The organism is Clostridium ihumii AP5 (assembly GCF_000612845.1).
In the GTDB taxonomy this organism is placed as follows: Bacteria; Bacillota; Clostridia; order Clostridiales; family Clostridiaceae; genus Clostridium_J; species Clostridium_J ihumii.
This window is the reverse complement of the sequence record NZ_CCAT010000065.1, coordinates 23,860-48,790: the sequence shown is the minus strand read 5'-3', so window position 1 is coordinate 48,790 and position 24,931 is coordinate 23,860. Positions and strand designations below refer to the sequence as shown.

Below are 24,931 nucleotides of genomic sequence, written 5' to 3'. Positions count from 1 at the left end.
ATAAGGTTGGAAATTGTATGAGAATAGAAGCAAAAGAAATAGTAATTAGAGATTTTGAGAGAAAAGATGCAGATAATCTTTATAGAATTGTTAGAGAAAATAATATTTTAAGATTTATGCATGATTGGTCAGAAGCTGGAGATTCAAAAGAAGCATATTTTGAGTATATTGACTGGCATCAAACTCAAAAAAATTCAATTGATATTTATGAGAACAAAAGATATGTGATTGCGTTAAATGACACAGATGAGATGATTGGTATGGTTGGCATGGGTATGGAAGACACATTAAATGAAGTTGAAGTAGCATATTTTATGTCAGAGAAATATCAAAGAAAGGGTTATACATTAGAAGGAGTAAATCAATTGGTAAAGTGGTGCTTTCAGGTATCAGATATAAAATACCTTATTCTAACTATAGACTGTGCAAACATAGCATCATGTAAACTTGCAGAAAAATGTGGCTTTGAGCTTTTTGAAAAAAGGACTCCTATTAGTCATAAACAACCTAATATGGAAAGTGACAGTTATTTTTATTATAGAAAATATAGAAAGGGGATGAATAAGAGTGAAAAATGAAATTAAAAAAAAGGGTGTAATAAATAATGAGAAGTTAATAATAAGACAAGCTGTAGATGCTGATTTAGAAGAAATTAAATCTGTAGTAAAATCAGCTTTTTATTGTGATGGAGACAATGATGAGTTTAATGAATGGGAATTTGTAGATAAGGTTAGATGTGATAAAGGATTTGTAAAAGAATTATCAATAGTAGCTGTGATAGATAATAAAATAGTGGGATATATTTTATTATCAGAAGCTCATATTGGAAATAATAAAGGATTATCTTTAGGACCATTAGGGATAGAACCTAAACATAAAAATATGGGTATAGGAAAAGAACTTGTAAAAAATGGGCTAGAAAAGGCAAAAGAATTAGGTTATGAATGGGTAGCATTAACAGGGGGAAATTATTATCTCCAATTTGGATTTGAGCCTGCATTAAAGCATAATGTAATATTGTCAGAAAATAATCCTGAAAATGATTATCTAAAAATTATATTTTTAAGTAAGAATAATATAAATCAAATCAATGGAATTATGAAATTTTGCGATTCATTTTATAATGAAAAAGGAGAATTACTTTAAAATCATATATATATATAGGCTGGAGAAAATATAATGAAAATAAGAAGAGTTATGCAAGATGAAATAAATATTTTTTATGAACTTATTGGTGAAATAGAATATAGTATTTTCAATGTGAAAAATGAAGAACATCTTGATTGGTTGAAAAAGAGGATTGATAGACTTTATTATAGTGGAGCTGAATTTTTTGGAGCATTTAGTGAAAAAAATAATATATTAGGTGTTATTGCTATATTAATAGATGTACCTCCAAAAGGAATTAATGATGGTTATAATAGCTGTGAAGTTATAGAAATGGGAGTACAAAAAGACGTTAGAAATAATGGATGTGGATCACAGTTATTGAAATATGCTGAAAATTATGTAAAAGGTTACAATGTATATTGTATGTACATGCATACATATGCTGGTGATTATGATGTAATAGCGTTTTATGGTAAAAATGGTTTTATTCCAGTAGGATGCATTCCTGATATATATGGTCCTGAAAATGAAGGTATGTTATACATGAGAAAAATAATAAAATATAATAAATAATTTTCAATGTGAATTTATTTACATTAAATATATAAAGATTATAAGGAGGATTTATGATAGAAAGCAGTAGATGCAAAATGCACATACTGAAAAAGAATGATCATGACCAAGTTAAGGAATTATTTATAAATGAAAAAGTAAGAAAATTTCTTGGGGGAATTGTTAACTCTGAAAATTTTGATAGAAGTTTTCATAATATGATTACTTGTAGTAATGATTCTTTTTACTGGATTGTACGACTAAAGTATACCAATGAAGTAATTGGATTGGTATCTCTTGATAAACATCATGATGGATTTAATACAGAGTTATCATATCAATTTATGCCTAAGTATTGGGGATATGGTTATGCAGAAGAGGTTATTAGAAAAATTATTGATTATGCATTTTATGAATTAGATCTAAATAAGATTGTTGCTGAAACACAATCTGCTAATACAGCATCATGCAATCTTCTTAAAAGGGTTGGTATGCATTTAGAACAAATACTTTCAAGATTTGGAGCTGAGCAGTATATATTTGGAATTAATAAACCTATTTAACAATAAAATAAAAGTTTATTTACAATGAGGGGGAAATGATGGGAAATAGAGTTGAAGTTTTAAGAAAGTATATTGATGAAATAATTTTAAACATGACAGATGTTGAGGAAAGAAGATGTGCTTATATGCATTTATATGGGGTGTCACAATTTTGTGCATTAATTGCGTTAAGACGTGAAGAAAATTCAGAACTTGCTACAATGGCAGGTATGTTACATGATATATATTCATATGCAACTATGGATTCAAATAATCATGCACATAAAGGAGCTACAATGGCAAAGGAAATTTTAGCAAAACTAAATTTAACAAGTGATAATGAAAGTAAACTAATTTGTGATGCAATTTACACTCATAGTGATAAAAATTTACTTCATTCTAATTTTAATGAAGTGCTAAAAGATGCCGATGTACTTCAACATTGCTTATATAATACTATGCTTGAAGTAAAGCCACATGAAAAAGAGAGATATGAAAAACTAAAAATAGAATTTGGTATTTTATAAGTAATGAAGGTGATTTGGTAAATGATTTTAGAAACAGACAGACTTATTATTAGAAAATTTACACATGAAGACATTGACTTGATTTATGATATAAATAACAATCCAGAATGCATTAGATTTAATAGCTGGGATTCTATGAGTTATGAAGATTGTAAAAGTGATATAAAAAAGTGGATTAATCAGTACTCAAAGTTTCCAGGAACAGGAGCATTTTGTGTAGAGAATAAAGACGAAAAAGTTAAAATTGGTATGGCTTTTATAGTTCCAACTGATAAATATGGAGAATTTGAAGTTGGATTTAGATTACGTAGAACATATTGGAATAGAGGATATGCAAAAGAAATCACTTGTGGATTTATAAATTATTCAAAACAGAAATTAAATGCAAATACTATTATTGCAGAGGTTTATGTAGATAATTTAAGATCCAGAAATGTATTTGAAAAATTAGGATTTTTAAAGTTTAAATATCCCAATAGTGAAGATGGATTAATTTATAAATATGATATGAGAAATGCATAAATTTATTTATAAAATATTGTATATTAAAATATAATCTTGAGGTAAAATCATGGAATATAGAAAACTTCAAACAAGTGATATTGATGCTTTTGTTGAAAATAGAATTGAATTTGTTACACTAATAAGAAATATTGAGAATGTGGAGTTATTTAGAGAGAAAACAAGGGAATATATTGAAACTTATATAAATAGTGATAATTTGATAATATACATTGCTATGGAGAATAAAAATATAGTTGCATCTTGTATGTTGTGCATATTTCAAACAATACCGCTTCCATCCAATTATAGTGGTAAAGTAGGTGAACTACTAAATGTATATACTAAGCAAGAATATAGAAAACAAGGGCATTCAAAAAAATTAATAAAATTATTAATGGATGAAGCAAGAAAAAAAGGAGTTTCAAAAATTATTTTAAATTATACAGATGAAGGTTATCATTTATATAAGTCTTTAGGTTTTAAAGAAATAGACACACAAATGGAATATAAATTATAACTTTAAATTTTATTTTGTAGTAAAACAGTAATTTATGTAAGAAATGACTACTTTATATAGAATTTAGATAAAATATATATAAATAATATTTATAATAATAATGTAGAATTTTTAAGCATCACATTATTTATTTTTAGAGATAAATCTCATAATTTTGTTTTAAGCAATAAGGATTGGAGTTTTTATTGCTTATTTTTTATATAATTTTTAATAACTATAGGAGATTATTATGGTAAATGTAGAAACAATTTTAGCAGATAAAGATAAAGCTAATATAATTAGAAATATATATCCATTATACTTGTATGATTTGTCTGAAATCTATGGAAATATTCCCAATAAATATGGAATTTATGAATATGAATCGGTGAAAACTTTAGATGAACAATATCATATATAAGATGTATGGTTTAAGAAACAAGGAGAACTATTTCCCTTTATAATTTTTGTAGATAAAAATCCAGCAGGATTCATATTAGTGTCTACTGGTAAGTTTGCACCAAAAATGTTGAATACTATGTACATGAGTTCTTCTTGATGCGACCATATAGGAGAAAAAACATTGCTGAAATTGCAGCTAAACAAGTTTTTAATAGATTTCAAGGCAAATGGTGAGTTTATACAAATGGTACAAATTCAAATAAAAAAGGACAGGTATTTTGGAATAAAACTATAAATAATTACACATTAGGAAACTTTGAAAAAACGTTTGGAGAAATATTTGATGGGAAAAAATTAATCTTTAAATTCGATAATAAGAAATAAAAGTAAAATATGCTCTTTAAAAATTGAATAATGAGTATTATAAGATATCATGATTTATATAAAATTATGAAAATGTAAGTATGTTATGGTATAATTTTATATTAATTAAATAATAAGCTTAGTTCTATAATAAACAATGGAGGTATGTTTTGAAATATAAAATATTATTCTTAGTTGGGTTTCTTATGTTTATTCTTGGAATATACTTTTCAAGCAAATCTAATTTCATGATTATAATAGGAATATTAGGTGGTGGTATAATAGGGTGCATGTCAGCATTTATAGGATATTCATTAACAAGAGAAAATAAAGGTAAGAAAGGTCGTTCATAATATTTATAAAGGAAACAATTAAATAAATTATTTATAATACTGTATTATTCAAAAGTGAATATACGGTATTTTTTATATTGATGAATAGGGGGAGAAAATGAAAGTATCAATTTTAACAAGTGGTTTTCCTAATGGATTCACAGAGGAATTTATTCAATGTATAAAAAAATATTATAATAATAATGGTGTATTTGTATTTATTGCATCTGACTTTAATATGCACTCAAAAACAGATAAATATATAAATGTATTTATAAATATGTTTAATGAATATAACATTACATTTAAAAAAGTATATTGTATAGATAGTAGAGTTACAAAGAAAGAGGCACAACAATATATAGAAAAAGCAGACATTGTATGGATTTCTGGAGGGGACACACTTAAACAAATTAAACATATAAACAAATATGATTTAATTTCTGATTTGCAAAATAGAGAAGGTATCACTATAGGTATGAGCGCAGGGGCAATAAACATGGCTAAAAAAGTTATTCTTGCAAAAGACATAGAAGACAACATCCCAGAACTATCTATATATGAAGGCATAGGAATTGTAGATATAAATATTGAACCGCATTTAAATGAAGCAACTGAAGAACATATTAATGAAATTTATAAAGCTGCAAAATATAATGATATTTATGGAATCCATGATAACTCATTTATTACAGTTGTTAATAATAAAACTGATATTTATGGTAGTTATTTTAAATATAAAAAACATTAAAAGTTCATTATATTATAAGCAAATTTATAATAATGTCATTATATTTAAATATTGTGCCACATGAAAAATATTAGCATAAAATATATATTGAGATAAATAATTAGAAAGATTAAATAAGAAAATAAAATTTAAAAATAGGGAGAGAAAAGCAATGGATGAGACAATGCGAGACTTCCTAAAAACTTGTTTAGAATTAGGAAAAGAATTACTAGAGAAAAATAAATTAAGTGATAAAGAAAAATTATTCTTAAAAAAGTTAGATATAATTGTAAATAATTATGTTAAATAATTTAAACTTGCCTTTATTAGGTGACAGTCATAAATAAAAGATCAATACAATAAAAGGTCAATAAAAGGTGACAGTCACTAATATAAATGACTGTCACCTATATTTTATTGCTATTTAATAGGGGAATATCATGAATGATGATTAATATGTGAAATGTACTATATAAATATATTTTTATTAGTGATTAATACAATGCTTGTACAATATCTTAATACTAAAAAAGAAATGAGAAATTAAATTTAGAAAATTTTGATTTTATTTAGTTTGATTATAAAATTTTTCAATTATATTTTTATAATCTAATTTATTGAGAACTAATGAAATTCCATCATTACATAAAGAACTAACTTGTTCAATTGATATATTACCTAGTATATGACCTATTTCATAACTGCTTTTTCTTGTGTATATTCCCATTAGTAGTGCAAAAATGGCTTTGGGTATTTTTACCTCCCTTGAATCTTTAATTAAAAATGAATTTCGTGATATACCAGTTTCTTGTTCTATAAAGGCTAGGATTTCTTCTACTTCAAAGTTTCTTTTTAAAATACTGCGAGTTACTTCAAATTCCATATCATCAATGTCTAATTTTATGTATTGATTTTTGATTTTTATTGGTATGGAAATGTCTAAGTCTTTAAAATGAGTTGCTTTTTGTTCTAATGTATATTCAAATAATTGTGCATATGATTCAGTAGCATATAGTATTTTTTTGGATAAAATGCTAAGGATAAAACTTGTATCAATTATTTCAAGTTCATCTTTTTCACCTAAATAAAACCTCATACTTGAATATTTATATGAAGCTGGATTTGTGCTATATCTAATCATATCCTTAGGATTAGCATGAATGTATAATGAGGCTTTTAATAAATATTCATCTGAAGTTATAAGCTCACTAAAAAAACGTTCTTTTAATAATTTACCATCTGTATTGTGTTCTTTATTGTAATATTTAGAATATCTAAGGTTAATATTTTTCATTATATCTGAAATTTCTTCTCCATTAGAGTCAATTATAAAATGAGCATGGGTATCCATTAAACAATATGAATATACTTTGAATTGATATTTTGTTTTACTTTCTGTTATTTTTTCTAGAAGTTTCTTTTTATCAGATTCATTAGGAAACAATGGTTTTGATTTAGATTGTTTAATAACTATATGATATATTCCATTTATATCAGTTATTCTTGCATGACGTGACAAGATAATCTCTCCTTTTTTTATAATATTATCTGTAATTATTGACTGTTAACATTTATTTAGACAATATTTATAAAAACAAAAAATTTAGGTGACAGTCATGTAAAAAGTGATGTATATAAATTTAAGGTAGGTGACAGTCATGTACAAAGCATTATACAAAAATATGTAAAAAAAACCATAAAGTGATTTATTGTGTGATATAATATGTTTAAAAATTAATTTAAATATTTGGGGGAGCTATGGGGGAAAAGTGTGAAGAAGTTGAGAAAATGTGGAAAGATTATTTGTTATATATAGGTGAAAATGTAAATAGTAATAATAAAAAGTATGACTCATGGTATTTTTGCGATAATGAAAAGAGTGCTAATGATTTAGCAGAGTTGACAAAGAAAGGCATAAAAAGAGGAACAACATCTCTTTATTTTTTATATGAAATAGAGAATGAGAAATTGCCCAAGGTTAATGAGTATAATGTAATTACAGATTGGTATGGAAATCCCAAGTGTATTATCAAAACTAAAAATGTAACTATAATATCTTTTAAAGATGTAGATGATGAGTTTGCAGCGATAGAAGGGGAAGGAGATAAATCCTTAGAGTATTGGAGAAAAGTTCATATAGAGTTTTTCTCAAAAGAATTAAATAGGTTTAATCTTAAGTTTACAGAAGATATGTTAGTTGTATTTGAAGAGTTTGAAGTTGTTTATAGAGATGTTGAAAGTAGTAGTTAAATATTAAAACAAATAAAAAGACAGAATGTTTTGAGAAAGAAGATGTGAAAAATGTCGGATTTAAAGTTATCGGATATTATAACTATGCAAAATGAATTACAAGAGAGATATAAGGAAAAATGGGCACCGCTTACACCTAAAAATGGCAGAACCAGTTTGTTATGGATGATTGAAGAAATTGGAGAAGTCATATCTATAATAAAGAAGCGTGGTGAAGAGGACATCATGGATAATGAGAAAGTTAGAATGGCATTCATTGAAGAACTATCGGATGTAATAATGTATTATAGTGCTGTTTTAATTTCTTATGGAATTAGTTCAGAAGAGTTATCAGAAATTTTTATTAAAAAACATTTAAAGAATATGGGAAGAGATTTTGAAGCGGAGTATAAAAAAATGTTTACATAGTATGTAATGATAATTAATTGTTGTTTCATAATATTATAAGAATTTTAAAAGGATGATGATATAAAATGAAAGTCCAAAAATTAATGTTAGTTATAATGTTAGTCTGTTCAATGGTTATAGTGGGAGTTGGATGTTCTAATAGAAACAATAGCTCTAGTAAGGAAGAAACTAGAAGTTCTAAGGTTATAGAAAAAACTGAAAGCACTAAGAAAACTAAAGATAATAATAAGGTTGTAACTACACCAGATAAAACTAATACTGAAAACAAAAATGAGACTGAGAGTACATCTACAGAGAATAAAAAAGTAGTAGTAGATAATGCAAAGAAAGTAGAAGAAAATAGTAAATCAAGCGAATCTTCTAGTAATAGTATGAATGATAATATTGCGGAAAAAGTTAAAAGCTATATTATTAGTGGTCAAGAAAATAAGTCAGAGGCAGAAAAAATAAAATGGAGCAATACATTTTTAAATAAAGTTGATATTGAAGGATTATATAAAAATTATATAGCTAATGGAGGAAAAGCAGGTGATGTAGAAAGTTTTGCAAAATATATAACCTCAAATGCAGCTATCTCCAATGATTGGAAAGACATGTTTGGAAAAGACTTATATAATGCATATGGTGAGAACGTAGTTAGAGTAGAACCATTAGAAGGAGATTTATATCAAGCATATATTAAAAAAGATGGAAAAGAAGTTCCTTTTGTTGTAGTTTCAGCAAGAACTGGGTATTTTCATGGTTAAACAAACTAATATCGGTATTAATAGTAATGCCGATATTTATTTATATAATATTTTATGAAAGTGGTGATAAATATAAATTTAATTATAAGTAGTAATGATATAAGAAACTTAATTAGAAAGATTTACGACATTTCTGAAATAATAGACTGCAAATTTATTAGAAGAAGTTTTAATGATCATTATTTAATAGAGACTAAAGATAATAAATATATTTTAAGAGTATATTTAAATAATAAGTATTATATTAATGATATAGATGATTTTAAGTTTGAATTAGATTTATTAAGTTTTCTTAATTTTAAAAAATTACCAGTTTCTTACCCAATAAAAAATATAAAAAATGAAGTTTTAAGCAAAATAATTTATAAAAATGAAGTAAGATTCATAACTATGTTTTCTTTTGCACAAGGTAATCCTATTGATACTAAGTTAAATAATGAGATAGCTATAAAGTTTGGACAATATATAGCCAAAATACACAAAAAATCTACTGAATTTAGAAGCAATTATAAAAGGTACAAAATAGATGCAGATTATCTTATAAAAGAACCTATTGAAATGCTAAAAAAACATTCAAAAAAATATAATTTAAGTTCAATTAATTTTTCAGAATCAGCTATTACATATTTATATAAGAAAATAGAGGAAATATCTTTAAATGATGAAACATATGGAATAATTCATGGAGATTTGAATCCATCAAATATACACTTAGATAATGAAAAAAATATAACTATATTTGATTTTGATCATTGTGCATATGGATTTAGGATACATGACTTAGCAGTTATAAAGCTTTGTTATGAGAATAGCACTTATGAACATATATTAAAAGGATATAAATCTATAAGAATTTTATTAAATAATGAAGAAGAAATGATTGATTTATACTCAAATATATTGCTTATAAGAAAATATAAAGATGTATTAAGTATGTTAAAAATTAGTGATAATGAAATAAATAAAAATTTTAATGAGCAAGAATTTATTACAAGTGGAATTAATGAATTAAATTGTTTAATTGGAAAGATTAATTAAACAAATTTAAAGATAATATTACAAATGTGTTTTTTAGTTTTGGGGGATAAAAGTGATTATTATACGTGAGTTAAGAGATATTGATATGAGACAGGCAATTGAATTAAAGGCTTTATGTTGGCCAGAAGAATTAGGTGGTTTATCAAATAATAAGATAAATATAGATAAAGAAATAAAATTTTGGTTATTATGGATGCATGAAGGCGTAGAAAATAATGATGTTAGAGTGCTATTAGGAGCATTTGAAAATGAAAAATTGTTAGGGGTGACGTTTGCAAGTTTTGCTGAAATAGATGATATTTTAGAGCGTGGGATTGAATTAAATGGATTGTGGGTATATCCAGAACATAGAAATAAAGGAGTTTCTTTAATGCTTGTAAACAGGCTATTGTCATATTATAAGAATTTAGGAATGAAACAAATTGTAATTTATAATCTTCATTATTCATCATCAAATTCATACTACAGAAAATATGGTGCAACTGTTATGAGAATAGATAATCAATTAGAAGAAAAGCTTCCAGTGGATGTTTTTATTTGTAATATAGATGAAATGAATAAGAATATAATGAAAGTATTAAATAAATATAACATTATATAATTGAAATAAAGTTAAAAAAGGTAGGGATTAAAAATGAAAATAGGGGTAATTGGGCCTAGTGATAATGAGATAATGGAGTTTATAAATAAGATATGTGATGTGAAAATAGTAGAATATGCTATGTTAAAGTTCTATATTGGGAATTATGAAGGTGTTGAAGTTGTAGCAGTAATTTGTGGTGTATGTAAGGTAAATGCAGCAATAACTACTCAGATATTAATCGATAAATTTGAAGTTACGCATGTTATCTTAACTGGAGTAGCAGGTGGATTAGATAAAAAGCTTAAAATAGGTGATACTATTATTTCAAATGATATTGCACATCATGATGTATCAAAGGAAATTTTAATAGAATATCATCCTTATATGAAGGATATATATTTTAGAGCAAATAGTCAACTTATAAATATATGTGAGAAGATTATAAAATCAAAAGATATTTCTAACAAATGCTATGTTGGAAGAATTATTACAGGGGAGAGGTTTATTACAAATAATGAAAGAGAAGAATTAATAGAAAGATTTAATCCATTATGTGTGGATATGGAAAGTGCAAGTGTTGCACATGCATGCTATGTAAATAATATTCCTTTTGTAGTTATTCGTTCAATTTCAGATAATGCAGATGAAGATGCATCTAATTCATTTAAAAACAATGTGAATATAGCAGCTTTAAATTCTATGAAGATAACAGAAGAAATTATAAAAGAATTGAAATTCATAGGGTGTAATTAGGAGGGAAGATTTTGAGAAGTGAAAAAGAGATTATGGATTTAATACTTAATATTGCAAGGGAAGATGAAAGAATTAGGGCTGTATATATGGGTGGATCTCGCACTAACCCTAATGTGGAAAAGGATATTTATCAAGACTATGATATTGTATATGTGGTTACAGAAACTAAATCATTTTTAGAAGATAAGAATTGGATTTCTATGTTTGGAGATATAGCAATTGTTCAAGAACCAGATTTAATTGATGTTGCTTTTGGTAAAAAAGGAGATTTTAGTCGTTCATATACATGGTTAATGCTTTTTAAAGATGGAAATAGAATTGATCTAGGTATAAAAATCAAAGAAGAAGCATTACAACAATATAATAATGATAAACTTAATTTGAAATTACTAGATAAAGATAATATCATACTAAATTTATCCAAGCCAACGGATATAGATTACTGGATAAAGAAGCCTACAGAAGCAGAATTCAAAGGTTGTTGCAATGAATTTTGGTGGTGTTTAAATAATGTAGCAAAAGGTATTGCTAGGGATGAACTTCCATATGCTATGTGGATGTTTAATGTGCCAGTAAGAGATATGCTTGTAAAAATGATAGAGTGGCACATTGGTGTTAATACAAAGTTTTCGTTATCAGCAGGAAAAATGGGTAAGTACTTTAAGAAATATCTTTCAGATGATTTATATGAAATGTATGCAAAAACTTATTCCAATAGCGATTATGATAATTTTTGGATTTCAGTATTTAAAGCCTGTGAATTGTTTAGGATTGTGGCAGATAATGTCTCTAGTAAACTTGGATATAAGTATAATCAAATGGAAGATAAAAATATGACAGATTATTTAATAAAGGTTAAAAATAACACTTTAGAATAAATTATACAAATGAGAAGTGAAATTAGATAGACAAAGGAGAAAGTGAATTTATGAAAGAAGAATTGAATCTAATTATAAAAAAATGGCCTAAAATAGTAGGATTGTTTTATTTATTAGTATTTGTACCAGCAATATTTGTAATTATAACTGCATATGAACTTTTAAAGGCAATTAAGGATAAAGACAGTAAAAGAGCATTGCCACTTGTTTTTGGTATATTTATGATTATAAATTGTAATTTTTTTAGCTTTAGCAATTGGTTTAGATTAGATTATCCAGTGGCTTTGTTTATACAAAAACCATTATCAATAAGTGAAAATATGCAACTTAAAACAGTGGAAGTTGATGGGTATGAGAAAATAAGTAAATCAGGAAAATATGGCTTAGTTAAATATGATAAAGATAAGTTAACTGATAGAGAATTGAATAAGTTTTATAAAGAAGTAGTGGACAAGCATTTTGTTACCAATGAAGATGGGCTAGAGTGGATTACACTTATAGATGAAAGTGATAATACAGGAATTTGCTTTTATGCATGTACAAATGGATTTATTACAGGGAAAATTTCAAAAGAAACAGGAAGACTGATAGATGGATCTGAGGCTAAACAAGGAATTTTAAAAGTAGATAGAAAAATTAAATATTATGATTATAAAGAAATTCAAGATAAATGTTATGATGGGAAAAAATTTTTTAACTGTTCTAATGAAGAGATTTAGAGATTGACTTGGCTCGTGCAGTTTTTTACTTAATGTAAATATTTTTACATTAAGTAAGCACAAGAAAATGCAATATATTTTGCAAATATAAAATAGTTTGAGTAGGGAGGTTTGAAGAATAATGGAATGTAAGATTTATCCACTAAATGAGTTGAAAGAGTATAAACATGTGGTAATTCTTTCTAAATATAAGGGTGAAATTATGTTAAGTCGCCATAAAGAACGTTCTACATGGGAAACTCAAGGAGGACATATAGAAAAAGGTGAGACCCCACTTGAAGCAGCAAAAAGAGAATTATTTGAAGAGTCTGGAGCTGTAAAGTTTAAAATAACTCCAATATTTGATTATTGGGTAGGTGATGATAATTCTGGTGGAAATGGAATGGTATTTATGGCTGAAATAAAAGAGTTAGTAGATATTCCTAATAGTGAAATGCAAGAAGTTAAAATTTTTAAGGAATTACCTAAAAACCTAACATATAAAGATATAACTCCTGTATTATTTGAAAATGCTAAGATTTGGAACTCACAAGATAACCATTAGATTTTTATAAGAATAAGGAGGAACTGTAATGTTTTTATTGCAAATGGCTGGACATCCAGGGAGTGGAAAATCTGCCTTATCAAAAAAAATTGCTAAAAGAACAGGTGCAATTGTAATAGATAGAGACATAATAAAAAGTTCAATGATTAATTTAAATATTAAAGAAGATATTGCAGCTAGTGTTTCATATGATATAGTTTTTGATTTAGCTGAATTCTATTTAAATATGGAACTAAGTGTAATTATTGATACACCATGTTTTTATGAAGGAATTTTAAAAAATGGAATTTCTATAGCAGATAAATGTGGTGTAGATTACAAGTATATTGAATGTAGAGTAGAGGACTATTCGATTATTAAAAATAGAATTCAAACAAGAGATAGAGTTGTAAGTCAGATTGAAAGTATAACCGAAGAAAAATTTAATAGTGTTCTAAATACAACAATTAAACCAGTTGATAAAGAAATGTTAGTTTTAGATACAAGCACAGAAAATAGTTGTGATATGGAATTAATTTATGAATATTTAATGTAAAAATATATTTAAAGGTGGTAATTTGAATTTGAAAAAAAATAATGATATATGTGAAAGTATAAATTATATAGAAAAAATAGAAGAGAACTTTGAGGATATAGTAGAATTATCAAAAATGTGTAAGTTTTCTAATTGTACGCATACAAATGAGCCTAAGTGTGAAGTAAGAAAATCAATTGATGATGGAAGTCTTTCAGAAGAAAGATTTAATAGTTATTATAGTCAAAAGAAAGAAATTGAATATGTTTTCAAAGAAAAAAAAACTAAGGCAATAGATTATATGAAACAAAAAAAGCTTTTTCAAAAGTAAGAATATAAAACTTTAAGAGTATTGAAACTAATAAACATAAGATATGAAAAGCTTAAATATAAAATAGAAATATAATTAAAGGATGTGTTATATAATGCCATTTCAAATGACTCATTTAGAGATTGCATACAATATAGTAAAAAATACACCAGAAATAAAAAATCCAGGTGATTTCATTTTAGGAGCTATAGCACCTGATTCAGTGCATTTAAGAGAAGGTTATAATAGTGATATGAAAAAGAAAAGTCATTTATGTTTTGGAACTGAAAAATGGGGTGAAACAAAAGATAATAAAAAATGGTTAAATGATGTGTATAAGTTCTTAGAAGAAAATAAAAATCAAGAAAATTCAGATTTTATAAAAGGATATTGTTGTCATGTAATAACTGATATACAAAATAATATAAAATTTTGGACACCGTTTTTATTAGAAAATAGCATTGATTTAGATAGTGAAACCCAAAGTGATTATAATAAAGAATCTTATAATATGGATTATGAGTTATATTTAATAAATAAAAATAAAAAAACAATATGGAAAATGCTTAAAGACGCAAAAGCATATAACGTTACTAATATTGCATTTGCTAGTGATATAGAAAAAATGAGAAATGATATATTATTTAATAATTTTGTAAATAGAAAACATCATGCAGATGTATCTTTAAATAAGTACATTACATTGCCTAAAATGCAAGAGTTTATTTTGGAGGAATCTAAATATATTAAAAAGTTGTTATATAAATAGAATTAAAAGTATTTCCAAAGAAATATCAGAAAAAATAGAAAAATAAAAAAACGAATTTAAATTTATTATAATATTATTAAAAGGAAGATTAAAGATGAAATTATTGAAAGAGCAGATATTAAAATTAGAAAATGATTTATTAAAGTCAGATACTAGGAAGTCAGCAGAAAAAATAAGTGAAATAGTGAGCAATGATTTTGTAGAGTTTTGTAGTTCAGGATTTGAATACCATTATAAATATGGTGATATTTATCAGGATAAGGAAGACAATACAGAACTGAACTGGGAAATAGTAAATTTTGAAATAAAAAAGTTATCTGATGATTGTGTTTTAGCAATGTATAAGGTAATAAAGCATAATGAATTAAATGAAAATAAAAAGTATACATTACGTAGTTCTATATGGAAATGTGATGATAAAAAGTGGAAGATGATTTTTCATCAAGGAACAGTAACATCCAAGTTTTGAAATTGATAATTATGAAAAAGACAAAAAGTTATTAAAAACGTAATTTATATGTTAGAAAGGTTTTGTAATGGAAACAAAGTTTAGAGAAATTAAAAACAAAGATGAAGAATATAACGCAAAAAAAGTTATATCAAGTATTGATAGAGGAGAAAAAGAAATATTTGAGAATAATGAAATAGAAAATAAAAAGTGCTTGTATTACTCAGAAAATCACACTATAGGTGTGTATTGTGAATATATAATTAAAGATGAAATTCACATACAAATAGGATTTAATGAAGATATGCCAGAAGAAGTTAATGACGAAGTGTTAAATCTTATTAAAGGTGACAGTCATCATAACTATAATATAAGGATTTGGTATTCACCAAGAAATAAAAAGCTTGAAGAGTTTTTACTTAAAAAATTAATATATAAAGAAAAAGGTGAAGAAATTTATGAATTTACACTACAAAAGAAAATGTTAAAAAATGAAGAGTGTACTTATATAAATAATTTAGAAATTGTGCCATTTAAAGAAAAACATATTAATGATGTATGTAATATGTTTGATAAATCGTTAGCTCATACATTTGATAATCCTAATGAAAAAGTATTTTTAAATAGCAAAAATACTTTTTTACATGAATGGATAGATAAGTCAAATCGTAGTGAGTTTTATGTAGTTATAGAAAAAAATAATATTATAGGAGCATATATATTAGATGGATTAGAAATAGATATACTTGCAGTTGCAATAAATAAGCAAGGTAAAGGAATTGGAAAATATATGTTAAATCATGCAATGAAACACATATTAGAATTAAATAGAGGTAATCCTTATTTATATTGTATGAAAAGCAATTTAAATGCTGTGGAATTTTATAAACATGAAGGCTTTGAAATGACAGGTTATTCTAGTTATATAGCACTAAAATAAAAATATATATAATTAATTTATAGTAAAATGGAGAATTTTTATGAAGAATTTAATACTTAGTAAGCCTAATAAGATATATGAAAAAAGTTTTAAAGATTATGCTCAATCATATAAAGATATAAATGATCATCATTATTTCCATAAATATAAGAAATCACTAGAAAATTTTGATGAATATTTAAATGATTTATGTGATCATGCAAATGGAATTAATTTATTAAAAGATGAAGTTACAACTTCAACATTTTGGATGATTTTTGAAAATCAAGTTGTAGGAGTTGTTAGAATTAGACATAAAGAAGTAGATTGTGCTGGACATATAGGTTATGATATATCACCATATTATAGAAACAATGGATATGGATATGAAATTTTAAGACTTGCATTAGAAAAGGCTAAAAATATAGGAATAAGAGAAGCAATTTTAACTTGTAATGTAGATAATATATCATCAAAAAAAATTATAGAAAAGAACAATGGAAAACTATTAGGGACGATTTTTGATAAAGATGAAAATGAGTATTTATTTAAGTACAGTATTATGATTGAGTAGTTTAAAGAATGGGGGATTTATGAATAGTGATTTTATTGAAGCATTAAAAAATAAGGATTTAGCGGAAATAAGAAAAATATCTAAAAGTGATTTGCATAATCATGCTCCAAGAGGTGGAAATAAAAGATATATAGAAGAATGGAAAGGTATAAAAATACCAGATGCTCCTATTTTTAAAAATCTTAATGAAATGAATGATTGGAATTTAAAAAATATAAAACCATTTATAAAAGGTGTTAAGGGTTATGAAAAGAGGATAGAAGCAGCTTTTGTTCAAGCTAATATGGATGGCGTTAGATTATTAAATATGAGTTTTAATATAGATGAGGTTTCTGAATATGCAAACTCTGTGGAAAATATGATTAATTCATTAAAAAAAATTCATCTTAAATTCGCACCTAATACTGTTTTTATACCTGAAATTGCACTTGGTTCATATATGGATACTGATGAAGTTAATGAAAAATTAAATGAGTTTTTACACTATGATTATTTTAAATCTATAGATATTTATGGTGATGAAAATAATTTATTTAAATTTAAAAAAGTGTTTAAAAAGGCAAAGAATAATGGATTAATTTTAAAAGCACATGTTGGTGAGTTTGGATGTGCTGAGTTAGTTCAAAGAGTTGTAGAGGAATTAGAGTTAAATCAGGTTCAACATGGCATTTCAGCAGCCAACTCTAAAAGCGTAATGAAATGGCTTGCAAATAATAAAATTCAACTAAATATTTGTCCAACAAGCAATATTTATCTTTCAAGGGTAGAGAATTATAGTAAGCATCCAATCAGAAAATTATATGATAATGGTGTTAAAGTTACAGTAAATACAGATGATATGATTATTTTTGATAAAAGTGTATCAGAAGAATTCTTAAATCTTTATAATGCAGGTGTTTTTAACTGTGAAGAATTAAATGAAATAAGAGAAAATGGTTTAAAACTACTTCACAATGTATAGGTTAAAAATAGGACAAGCCTTAAAATTTATATTAATATTTTGAATATTAAATATAATATATAGTTTTGAATGTAAAATCATTTTGTTATTTTAAGTATGAGGAGGAATAAATAAAAATGATAAAAGAAGTTAAAGAAATTAATGAAGTTTTAGATTTTGCATGGAATATATGCCAAGATAATAAAAAAAGTAGTTATCCTAAATATAAGACAAAAGAGGATTTAAAAAGTAACATTGAAAGAGCAATTAATTCAGATATACGAAAAATTATTGCTTGTTATAAAAATAATGAACTTAAAGGAGTTTGTATTTATTTTTGGATAAATGAAGATAAGTATTCACAAACTGAAGCACTATTAATAGAGGATGATTATGATATAGTTGCTGATGAATTTATGGATTATATTGGTGATGAATTGAAAGAATATGATTTTTTTATAGGAGTAACAGCATATAATGAGAAAGCAATTCAATATTTAGAAAATAGAAAGATGGAATGCATAGAGTCGAGCATAGTTACTTTATTATATAAAAAGAACTATAAACCACATCATATTAAAACCTCAATAAGTTTATTAGATTTTAATGAGTTTGATGAATATGCTAAATTTCACGATAAATATGCAGGGAATATGTATTGGGACAGTAAGCATATTAAAAAAGATTTTGATATATTTGATATTTATATATACAAAGAAAATGGAATTATTAAAGGAAGTATATTTGTCAGAAAAATTAAAAAACAAAATCAGAAAGAAGTGGTTGGATTATTTCTTGATGATGATGTAAGAAAAAAGAATATAGAAAGTGACTTAATTAGTGAGATGCTTAAAGATGCCTATAAAGAATATTCTGGTATAGATAGTGTTCTTTATTTTATTGAAGAAAAAGATGAAGATGAACTAAAAGCTGTAATAGATTGTGGATTTGAAATTCAGGATAGATATAAATGTTATAAGTGCATCTTATGATAAAAGTCTGGAATTTTTATCTAAATATAATATCTATCAATTTTAAAAGAAATACTTATTTAAATAATTCCTGTTCTTTGATGAAAGAAAAAAGTTTTTTAACTGATGATAAATTTATTATTTTAAATTTGAAATTGGATACCTTTAAGAGTGAGACTAGCTCGGAATCGTTTTAAATTCGAGCTTGTTTCACTATATGAATTTTGTTGTAGCATTGTATATGAAGGTATTAGTTGAATTTTCAAAGTTATTAAAGTGAAGGGAGAAATATAAATGACTTATGATATTAAGATAAATTATAATTTAGATGGAATATATGATTTTATGGAGACTTTTAGTTGTAAAGATAGCATAGACAAAGGTAAAATAGAAAAATTATTTGAGAAAAATTCATATAAAAAATTAGTAGGGTGTGTTGGACAAGATTTTGATATGGAAGAGAGTTATAAGTGGGTAGATTTATTTTATGAAGCATATGAATTATTGAAAAATGATAAGGAATATGAAGGATTCAATGTAATAAAGAAAAACGTAATAAATTCAGTGATGAGTGCTATAAAAAATGTTGATAAATTAGAAGAATATTGTGAGAATATTATAGAAGTTATTAAAACCAAAGAATTTATAAAAAAAGCTATGTACTATTTGCCAAATTTAAAAACTAAAACTATAGAACTTAATATAAATTTTTATGTATTTATGTACAATGCTGCAGTAGAAAATTTACAAGTATTTATAGATATAATGTTTGCAAATTTATTAACAGTAGAGCAATGTACTGATTTACTTGCTCATGAAATGCATCATTATTTACAACGATATATAGACAATGAAGAGCTCATTTTAAAAGATGATTATAAAGATATAAAAAGAATGCTATTTGTAATTTCTAATGAAGGAACAGCTGATATGTGCAACTTTATGAGTACGAATGAAATATATGAAAAGTTTGGGTGGATGGAAAAGGGATGTCTAGATAGCATGATGGAGAATGTAGAGTTTCATATGAAGAAGTTAAATAATCTTTTAGAAAAAAGATTAGATGAAAGAAATAAAAATGTTGACATTATTAGCTTTATAAATGAAAATCACAAATATCATGTATTGGGGTATCATATGGCCAAAACTATAGAAAAAGGTATAAGTATAGAAGAGTTGAGGTCATGTATAGGAAAGCCTTTAAGATTTATTTTGAGTTATAACGAAGCATATAAAAAATTATATAAAGAATATATGTTAAGCGATTTTGTTGTAGATAGATTAAAAAATGTATATTAAATTTAGAAAATGTTAGGAGGATTAATGATAATGATTTTGTATTTTAAAATAGAGGTGGGAAGTGATGAGAGATATTATATTTAAAACAGAGGAGTATGTTTTTAGTTATAGAGTAGCAGGTATATTAATATATAATGATAAAATTTTATTGCAAAAAATTGATGATGATACAGCTTATGCAATTCCAGGTGGACATGTAAATTTAGGTGAAACAAATGAAGAAGCATTAATACGTGAATTTAAGGAAGAAATTAATTCAGATATAAAAGTAAATGATATTATGTGGATGGGTGAATTGTTTTTTCCATGGGGAGAGAAACAGTGTCATCAAATATGTATTTATTATAATATATCTTTAAATCAAAACACCAATATTCCATTTGATGGTGTATTTTATGGAAAAGAGGAATTAGAAGAAAAATCATTTGAACTAAAATTTTCTTGGATTAATATTAAAGATATAGAAAATATAGATTTGTATCCTATTCAAGCCAAAAAGTATATTTTAGAAGGAATGAATAAAACAGAACATTTTGTTTATAAGGAATGAGAAGAATTACAAGTTGTAACTCTTCTAAGTTAATGAATAACTTAAGAATGGGGGGAAGGCAAATAACATGATATTAAATGATGAAATTATTGTTGATTATCTAAAAGAACCAAGTTCAAATAAGTATCGTAACCATTGGATTTTTTATAATATTGAACCTAATAAATATATGTATGATACGCCAAGTAGAGAAAATGTTGAAGTTGTTAAAGAAATATATATAAAAATAAAAATAATTTTAATGAACTTTAAGCCAATAAATGAAGATATATTTAAAGTGTTATTTCCTAATTATAAAAATGTGTTTGAAAGCACTAAAGTTTTATTAGTAGTTGGATGTCCCAAAATGTATGATGCCATGTTTATAGAACATGAAGAATATATAATATTTGATTTGATTAATTTAGTTAATTATATAAAACATGGACATGATATAGAAAAAGTTTTAAAAAATTTACTAACACATGAATTTGTGCATAGATGTGTAAAAGAAAAATATCCTTTAAAAGAGAACTTACCTTATGTGGAGAAACTAAATTATATTGTTTTTAATGAGGGTTTTGCACATCTTTTAGCATATAAAGATAATATTAAAGAATACGATTTTAATTCTAAGTTCTATTTAGATAAATATGAAAATGCAAAATTAAAATTAAGGAATGCAATTAAAGAAAAAAATGAAACAAAGCAAGAAAAATGGCTTAAGGAAGCAGATGTGGGAAATTATTGGGACAAGTTTGGAGCTATAAGTGGCAAATTGTATTTAGCACAGCATATTGACTTATTAATTGAAATATATACAAATGGATGGAGAAATATAATGTTTAATATTATAAGGGAATAAAAATTCAGAACATTAAGTTAAAAAGATTCTTTGTTATGGTATAATTACTAAAAATGGATAAAAGAGGTGATTGTTTTGAATATTTTATTAGATAAGTTAGATTTTAATGAAAGCTGGGCTTATGATACATTAAAAAATATAATTAAACCAGAATATAAAGTTTGTATAATACCTTTTGCATTTCATGATGATTGGATAAAAAATAAAGTTGAATGGGATGAATGTTATAACAAATCCTATGGAAAATATTACAAAGAGATGATGATACCTTTTTATGATTATGGAATAAATGATAACAATGTAGAATTAATAAATTACTTTGAAGATAGTACAGATAATGCTAAAAAGAAAATAAATAATAGTAATATAATCCTTTTTACAGGTGGATTTCCAGAGAAAATTATGCAAAGGTTAATAGAATTAGATTTAGTTAGTATTGTAGAAAATTACAAAGGTATAATAATGGGATGGAGTGCAGGTGCTATGATTCAGTGCCATGATTATTATATTTCACCAGATGAAAAGGATTATTTTAAATTTGTTTATGAAAAGGGATTAGACTTTATAAGGAATTTTGCAGTTGAAGTTCATTATAAAAAGTCAAATGTACAAAATGAAAGTATTGAAAAATATATAAATGAAACAGGTAAAAATGTTTACACTACAGAAGCTAAAAGTGCAATAATAGTTGATAATGATGAAGTTATATTACTAGGAAATGCAAAACAGTATAAATTGAAATAATAAAAGTGAGTTAATGAGGGGGCAAGTTATGAAAATAGAATTAAGAAAGATTACATCTAATAATTTTGATGAATGCACTAATTTAGAACCAAATGAAAATCAAAAAAACTTTGTAGCAACAAATGTATCTAGTTTAGCTGAGGCATATGTTGCATTAACTAACAATGAGTGCATTCCAATGCCATTTGCTATTTATAATGATGATAATATGGTTGGTTTTATAATGCTTTCATATATGGATTCCAATGAAAAGGATTATCCAAACACTTATTGGGTATGGAGATTAATGATAGACAAGCATTATCAAGGAAGAGGTTATGGAAGAGAAACAATGAACAAAGCAATTGAACTTATAAAAACTTTTCCATATGGTAAGGCTTCAGCAGCATTTATTTCTTATGAACCAGAAAATATAATTGCAAAAACACTTTATGCATCATTAGGATTCATAGAAACTGGTAAGATTGAATATGGTGAAGCAGTAGCAAAATTAGATTTGTAAATAGGAGAAATATTTTATTATGAAAATTGAAATAAATTTAGCAAATGAGAAAACTGCTAATATAATTAGAAATATATATCCTTTATATCTGCACGATTTATCTGAATTTTCTGGAGAAACTCCTAATAAATATGGAATTTATGAAGATGAAGAAATAAGGACTTTAGATGAACAATACCATATACAAGATATATGGTTTAACAATCCAGAAGCATTATTTCCATTTATAATTAGTGTAGATGAAAACCCAGCAGGATTTGCATTGATATCTACTGGAAAGTATGCACCTAAAAGCACAGATTATTATATATATGAATTTTTTATACTTAAACCATATAGGGGAAGAAATATTGCAGAGCTTGCAGCAAAGGAAGTTTTTGATAGATTTAAAGGTAAATGGGAACTTGATACTCATCCTTCCACATTGAATCAAAGAGCACAGTCATTTTGGACTAAAACTATAAAAAATTATACTTCAGGAAATTTTGAAAAAGCATTTGGGACAAACTTTAATGGAGAAAGGTTAATATTTAGATTCAATAATAATTAATAAATATTTAATGTATAAGTAGGTATTTTATGTATATAAATGAATATTTATTATTAAGAATATATGCACATAAAAGCAAGTAATGACACATGATTACTTGCTTTTATATAGGGTTTCAAGCTCAAGTTTTAATTGTAAATTGTTAAATTCAACAATAATATTACTAGTTAATAATTGTATAAACTAAAATATTAGCTTGTAAGTCTATATTTTTCTATTAACTTCTTATAAAGAAGGAGGAGTATATGAATATATTAAAATATAATGAAGATTCATGGAATAAAAAAGTTGAAGATGGATGTATGTGGACTAAGGCTGTTAGTAGTGAGATTATAGAGAAAGCTAAAAATGGTGAATGGTCTATTGGTGTTACTGCTGGCAAAAGTATACCTAGAGAGTGGTTTCCCGATTTAAAGGGATTGAAGGTTCTTTGTTTAGCATCAGGTGGTGGTCAACAAGGACCAGTTTTAGCAGCGGTAGGTGCTGATGTTACGGTAGTTGATATTTCAGAAAAACAATTAGCAAAAGACATTTATGTTGCAAAAAGAGATTATTTGAAAATTAAAACTATCAAAGCTAGTATGACGGATTTGAGCATGTTTGAAGATGAAAGTTTTGATTTAATTATACATCCAGTATCTAATTTATTTGTAGAAGATATTATATCAGTTTGGAATGAAACTTTTAGAGTTTTAAAGTATGGAGGAACTTTAATTTCAGGATTTTGTAATCCAGTTGTATATTTATTTGATGATGATGAAAGTAATGGAATTTTGCAAGTGAAAAATTCCATTCCATATACCACTATGAAAGCATTATCAAAAGAAGAATTAAATAGGTATTTGGAAAACAAAGGACCAATAGAGTTTGGACATACTCTTGAATCACAAATTGGTGGGCAAATAGAAGCAGGATTTACAATTACAGGATTTTATGAAGATGATTTTGGTGGAGGAAGATTGATTGATAAGTATATAAAATCATTTATTGCTACAAAGGCTTTAAAGATTAAATATTAAATATTAAATTTATTTTTAATAATATGGGGGTTAGTAGTATGATAATTTTAAGAAATATGACAGATGAAGAATTTAAAGAGTATTTAGAAGTAAGCATCAAAGAATATGCAGAAGAAAAAGTTAAAGCTGGTAATTTAAAAAAAGAAGGATCATATGAAAAAGCACTAAAAGAATTTAATGGATTACTTCCAAATGGTAAAGAAACAAAGGATAATTATTTATTGTCTATAGTAGAAGAAGATAAAAATGTAGGAATATTTTGGCTAAGTAAAAAAGATGAACATACTGGTTTCATCTATGATATAAAGATTTTTGACAGATATCAGGGCAAAGGTTATGGCAGACAAGCAATGGAGTCAATTGAAGTTTTTGCTAAAAAAATAGGTATAACAGAAATAGGGTTGCATGTATTTGGTCATAATAAACGAGCTTTTAATTTGTATAAAAGTTTAAAATATGAACCTATCAATATAGTGATGAGTAAAAAATTATTAGATTAGG

General features: G+C 25.4%; 37 protein-coding genes. 36 read left to right on the top strand and 1 reads right to left on the bottom strand.

What is annotated here, in order from left to right:
- The first annotated feature begins 17 nt into the window (after positions 1 to 17).
- From BN346_RS13430 to BN346_RS21725, 11 genes are all read left to right on the top strand, one after another.
- Entirely contained in the window at positions 18 to 578 is a 561-nt protein-coding gene (locus BN346_RS13430) for a GNAT family N-acetyltransferase (RefSeq protein WP_040329276.1), read from the top strand.
- Positions 568 to 1,146 (top strand): GNAT family N-acetyltransferase, encoded by a 579-nt coding sequence (locus tag BN346_RS13425; RefSeq protein ID WP_040329274.1) that lies wholly within the window; start codon positions 568 to 570, stop codon positions 1,144 to 1,146. The genes BN346_RS13430 and BN346_RS13425 overlap by 11 nt, the downstream gene beginning before the upstream one ends.
- A 33-nt stretch (positions 1,147 to 1,179) precedes the next feature.
- On the top strand, positions 1,180 to 1,683 hold the full coding sequence (locus BN346_RS13420; RefSeq protein ID WP_040329273.1) for a GNAT family N-acetyltransferase: 504 nt from the start codon (positions 1,180 to 1,182) through the stop codon (positions 1,681 to 1,683).
- A 53-nt stretch (positions 1,684 to 1,736) separates the two neighbouring features.
- Positions 1,737 to 2,225 carry a GNAT family N-acetyltransferase gene (locus tag BN346_RS13415; protein WP_040329271.1) on the top strand — a complete coding sequence of 163 codons (489 nt, stop codon included), beginning with the start codon at positions 1,737 to 1,739 and terminating at the stop codon, positions 2,223 to 2,225.
- Positions 2,226 to 2,263: 38 nt separating this feature from the next.
- Complete coding sequence (locus BN346_RS13410; RefSeq protein WP_051540413.1) at positions 2,264 to 2,731, top strand: HD domain-containing protein; 468 nt, start codon at positions 2,264 to 2,266, stop codon at positions 2,729 to 2,731.
- Between the two features lie 21 nt (positions 2,732 to 2,752).
- Positions 2,753 to 3,253 carry a GNAT family N-acetyltransferase gene (locus tag BN346_RS13405; protein WP_040329269.1) on the top strand — a complete coding sequence of 167 codons (501 nt, stop codon included), beginning with the start codon at positions 2,753 to 2,755 and terminating at the stop codon, positions 3,251 to 3,253.
- A 49-nt stretch (positions 3,254 to 3,302) separates the two neighbouring features.
- Positions 3,303 to 3,752 (top strand): GNAT family N-acetyltransferase, encoded by a 450-nt coding sequence (locus BN346_RS13400; RefSeq protein WP_040329268.1) that lies wholly within the window; start codon positions 3,303 to 3,305, stop codon positions 3,750 to 3,752.
- 229 nt (positions 3,753 to 3,981) lie between these two features.
- Positions 3,982 to 4,152: a hypothetical protein gene (locus tag BN346_RS21730; protein ID WP_158644495.1), complete on the top strand. Its 171-nt coding sequence runs from the start codon at positions 3,982 to 3,984 to the stop codon at positions 4,150 to 4,152.
- 514 nt (positions 4,153 to 4,666) lie between these two features.
- Positions 4,667 to 4,849, top strand: coding sequence for a hypothetical protein (locus BN346_RS13390; protein WP_040329267.1), 183 nt, complete (start codon positions 4,667 to 4,669; stop codon positions 4,847 to 4,849).
- A 97-nt stretch (positions 4,850 to 4,946) separates the two neighbouring features.
- A complete protein-coding gene (locus BN346_RS13385; protein WP_040329266.1) occupies positions 4,947 to 5,579 on the top strand; it encodes a Type 1 glutamine amidotransferase-like domain-containing protein in 633 nt (210 codons plus the stop codon).
- Between the two features lie 151 nt (positions 5,580 to 5,730).
- On the top strand, positions 5,731 to 5,868 hold the full coding sequence (locus BN346_RS21725; RefSeq protein ID WP_158644494.1) for a hypothetical protein: 138 nt from the start codon (positions 5,731 to 5,733) through the stop codon (positions 5,866 to 5,868).
- A gap of 255 nt (positions 5,869 to 6,123) precedes the next feature.
- Here BN346_RS21725 and BN346_RS13380 read toward each other — a convergent pair whose 3' ends face one another.
- A complete protein-coding gene (locus BN346_RS13380; RefSeq protein ID WP_040329265.1) occupies positions 6,124 to 7,077 on the bottom strand; it encodes a transposase in 954 nt (317 codons plus the stop codon).
- 239 nt (positions 7,078 to 7,316) lie between these two features.
- Here BN346_RS13380 and BN346_RS13375 point away from each other — a divergent pair, with 239 nt between their 5' ends.
- The 25 genes from BN346_RS13375 to BN346_RS13255 all read left to right on the top strand — a co-directional run bounded on the left by BN346_RS13375 (position 7,317) and on the right by BN346_RS13255 (position 24,930).
- Positions 7,317 to 7,808: an ASCH domain-containing protein gene (locus BN346_RS13375; protein ID WP_040329264.1), complete on the top strand. Its 492-nt coding sequence runs from the start codon at positions 7,317 to 7,319 to the stop codon at positions 7,806 to 7,808.
- 51 nt (positions 7,809 to 7,859) lie between these two features.
- Positions 7,860 to 8,216, top strand: coding sequence for a MazG nucleotide pyrophosphohydrolase domain-containing protein (locus tag BN346_RS13370; protein ID WP_040329263.1), 357 nt, complete (start codon positions 7,860 to 7,862; stop codon positions 8,214 to 8,216).
- Between the two features lie 65 nt (positions 8,217 to 8,281).
- A complete protein-coding gene (locus BN346_RS13365; RefSeq protein WP_040329262.1) occupies positions 8,282 to 8,962 on the top strand; it encodes a hypothetical protein in 681 nt (226 codons plus the stop codon).
- Between the two features lie 63 nt (positions 8,963 to 9,025).
- Positions 9,026 to 10,000 carry a phosphotransferase gene (locus BN346_RS13360; RefSeq protein ID WP_051540411.1) on the top strand — a complete coding sequence of 325 codons (975 nt, stop codon included), beginning with the start codon at positions 9,026 to 9,028 and terminating at the stop codon, positions 9,998 to 10,000.
- Between the two features lie 52 nt (positions 10,001 to 10,052).
- On the top strand, positions 10,053 to 10,601 hold the full coding sequence (locus tag BN346_RS13355) for a GNAT family N-acetyltransferase (RefSeq protein ID WP_040329261.1): 549 nt from the start codon (positions 10,053 to 10,055) through the stop codon (positions 10,599 to 10,601).
- A gap of 33 nt (positions 10,602 to 10,634) precedes the next feature.
- Positions 10,635 to 11,336, top strand: a complete 702-nt coding sequence (locus BN346_RS13350) for a 5'-methylthioadenosine/adenosylhomocysteine nucleosidase (RefSeq protein ID WP_040329260.1) — start codon at positions 10,635 to 10,637, stop codon at positions 11,334 to 11,336.
- An 11-nt stretch (positions 11,337 to 11,347) separates the two neighbouring features.
- A complete protein-coding gene (locus BN346_RS13345) occupies positions 11,348 to 12,214 on the top strand; it encodes an aminoglycoside 6-adenylyltransferase (RefSeq protein ID WP_040329259.1) in 867 nt (288 codons plus the stop codon).
- A gap of 50 nt (positions 12,215 to 12,264) precedes the next feature.
- A complete protein-coding gene (locus BN346_RS13340) occupies positions 12,265 to 12,933 on the top strand; it encodes a hypothetical protein (protein WP_040329258.1) in 669 nt (222 codons plus the stop codon).
- Positions 12,934 to 13,054: 121 nt separating this feature from the next.
- Entirely contained in the window at positions 13,055 to 13,477 is a 423-nt protein-coding gene (locus tag BN346_RS13335; protein ID WP_051540409.1) for an NUDIX hydrolase, read from the top strand.
- 28 nt (positions 13,478 to 13,505) lie between these two features.
- On the top strand, positions 13,506 to 14,012 hold the full coding sequence (locus BN346_RS13330) for a P-loop nucleotide/nucleoside kinase family protein (RefSeq protein ID WP_040329256.1): 507 nt from the start codon (positions 13,506 to 13,508) through the stop codon (positions 14,010 to 14,012).
- Between the two features lie 28 nt (positions 14,013 to 14,040).
- Positions 14,041 to 14,322, top strand: coding sequence for a hypothetical protein (locus tag BN346_RS13325; RefSeq protein WP_051540407.1), 282 nt, complete (start codon positions 14,041 to 14,043; stop codon positions 14,320 to 14,322).
- A gap of 94 nt (positions 14,323 to 14,416) precedes the next feature.
- Positions 14,417 to 15,070 (top strand): zinc dependent phospholipase C family protein, encoded by a 654-nt coding sequence (locus BN346_RS13320; protein ID WP_040329254.1) that lies wholly within the window; start codon positions 14,417 to 14,419, stop codon positions 15,068 to 15,070.
- 94 nt (positions 15,071 to 15,164) lie between these two features.
- A complete protein-coding gene (locus BN346_RS13315) occupies positions 15,165 to 15,539 on the top strand; it encodes a nuclear transport factor 2 family protein (protein WP_040329253.1) in 375 nt (124 codons plus the stop codon).
- 67 nt (positions 15,540 to 15,606) lie between these two features.
- On the top strand, positions 15,607 to 16,458 hold the full coding sequence (locus BN346_RS20635) for a GNAT family N-acetyltransferase (RefSeq protein WP_051540405.1): 852 nt from the start codon (positions 15,607 to 15,609) through the stop codon (positions 16,456 to 16,458).
- Positions 16,459 to 16,498: 40 nt separating this feature from the next.
- Positions 16,499 to 17,011 carry a GNAT family N-acetyltransferase gene (locus BN346_RS13305; protein WP_040329252.1) on the top strand — a complete coding sequence of 171 codons (513 nt, stop codon included), beginning with the start codon at positions 16,499 to 16,501 and terminating at the stop codon, positions 17,009 to 17,011.
- A 19-nt stretch (positions 17,012 to 17,030) separates the two neighbouring features.
- Positions 17,031 to 17,972, top strand: a complete 942-nt coding sequence (locus BN346_RS13300; RefSeq protein WP_040329251.1) for an amidohydrolase family protein — start codon at positions 17,031 to 17,033, stop codon at positions 17,970 to 17,972.
- A 116-nt stretch (positions 17,973 to 18,088) separates the two neighbouring features.
- Positions 18,089 to 18,943 (top strand): hypothetical protein, encoded by an 855-nt coding sequence (locus tag BN346_RS13295; protein WP_040329250.1) that lies wholly within the window; start codon positions 18,089 to 18,091, stop codon positions 18,941 to 18,943.
- Positions 18,944 to 19,216: 273 nt separating this feature from the next.
- Positions 19,217 to 20,221, top strand: coding sequence for a DUF5700 domain-containing putative Zn-dependent protease (locus tag BN346_RS13290; protein ID WP_040329249.1), 1,005 nt, complete (start codon positions 19,217 to 19,219; stop codon positions 20,219 to 20,221).
- 64 nt (positions 20,222 to 20,285) lie between these two features.
- Positions 20,286 to 20,771 carry an NUDIX hydrolase gene (locus tag BN346_RS13285; protein ID WP_242838436.1) on the top strand — a complete coding sequence of 162 codons (486 nt, stop codon included), beginning with the start codon at positions 20,286 to 20,288 and terminating at the stop codon, positions 20,769 to 20,771.
- A 67-nt stretch (positions 20,772 to 20,838) separates the two neighbouring features.
- Positions 20,839 to 21,615 carry a hypothetical protein gene (locus tag BN346_RS13280; RefSeq protein WP_040329247.1) on the top strand — a complete coding sequence of 259 codons (777 nt, stop codon included), beginning with the start codon at positions 20,839 to 20,841 and terminating at the stop codon, positions 21,613 to 21,615.
- A 75-nt stretch (positions 21,616 to 21,690) separates the two neighbouring features.
- Positions 21,691 to 22,359: a Type 1 glutamine amidotransferase-like domain-containing protein gene (locus BN346_RS13275; RefSeq protein ID WP_051540403.1), complete on the top strand. Its 669-nt coding sequence runs from the start codon at positions 21,691 to 21,693 to the stop codon at positions 22,357 to 22,359.
- Positions 22,360 to 22,387: 28 nt separating this feature from the next.
- Positions 22,388 to 22,861 carry a GNAT family N-acetyltransferase gene (locus tag BN346_RS13270; protein ID WP_040329246.1) on the top strand — a complete coding sequence of 158 codons (474 nt, stop codon included), beginning with the start codon at positions 22,388 to 22,390 and terminating at the stop codon, positions 22,859 to 22,861.
- Positions 22,862 to 22,880: 19 nt separating this feature from the next.
- Positions 22,881 to 23,411 (top strand): GNAT family N-acetyltransferase, encoded by a 531-nt coding sequence (locus BN346_RS13265; protein ID WP_040329245.1) that lies wholly within the window; start codon positions 22,881 to 22,883, stop codon positions 23,409 to 23,411.
- Between the two features lie 245 nt (positions 23,412 to 23,656).
- Complete coding sequence (locus tag BN346_RS13260) at positions 23,657 to 24,430, top strand: class I SAM-dependent methyltransferase (RefSeq protein WP_040329244.1); 774 nt, start codon at positions 23,657 to 23,659, stop codon at positions 24,428 to 24,430.
- Between the two features lie 38 nt (positions 24,431 to 24,468).
- Positions 24,469 to 24,930, top strand: coding sequence for a GNAT family N-acetyltransferase (locus tag BN346_RS13255; protein WP_040329243.1), 462 nt, complete (start codon positions 24,469 to 24,471; stop codon positions 24,928 to 24,930).
- The last annotated feature ends 1 nt before the right edge of the window (position 24,931 follow it).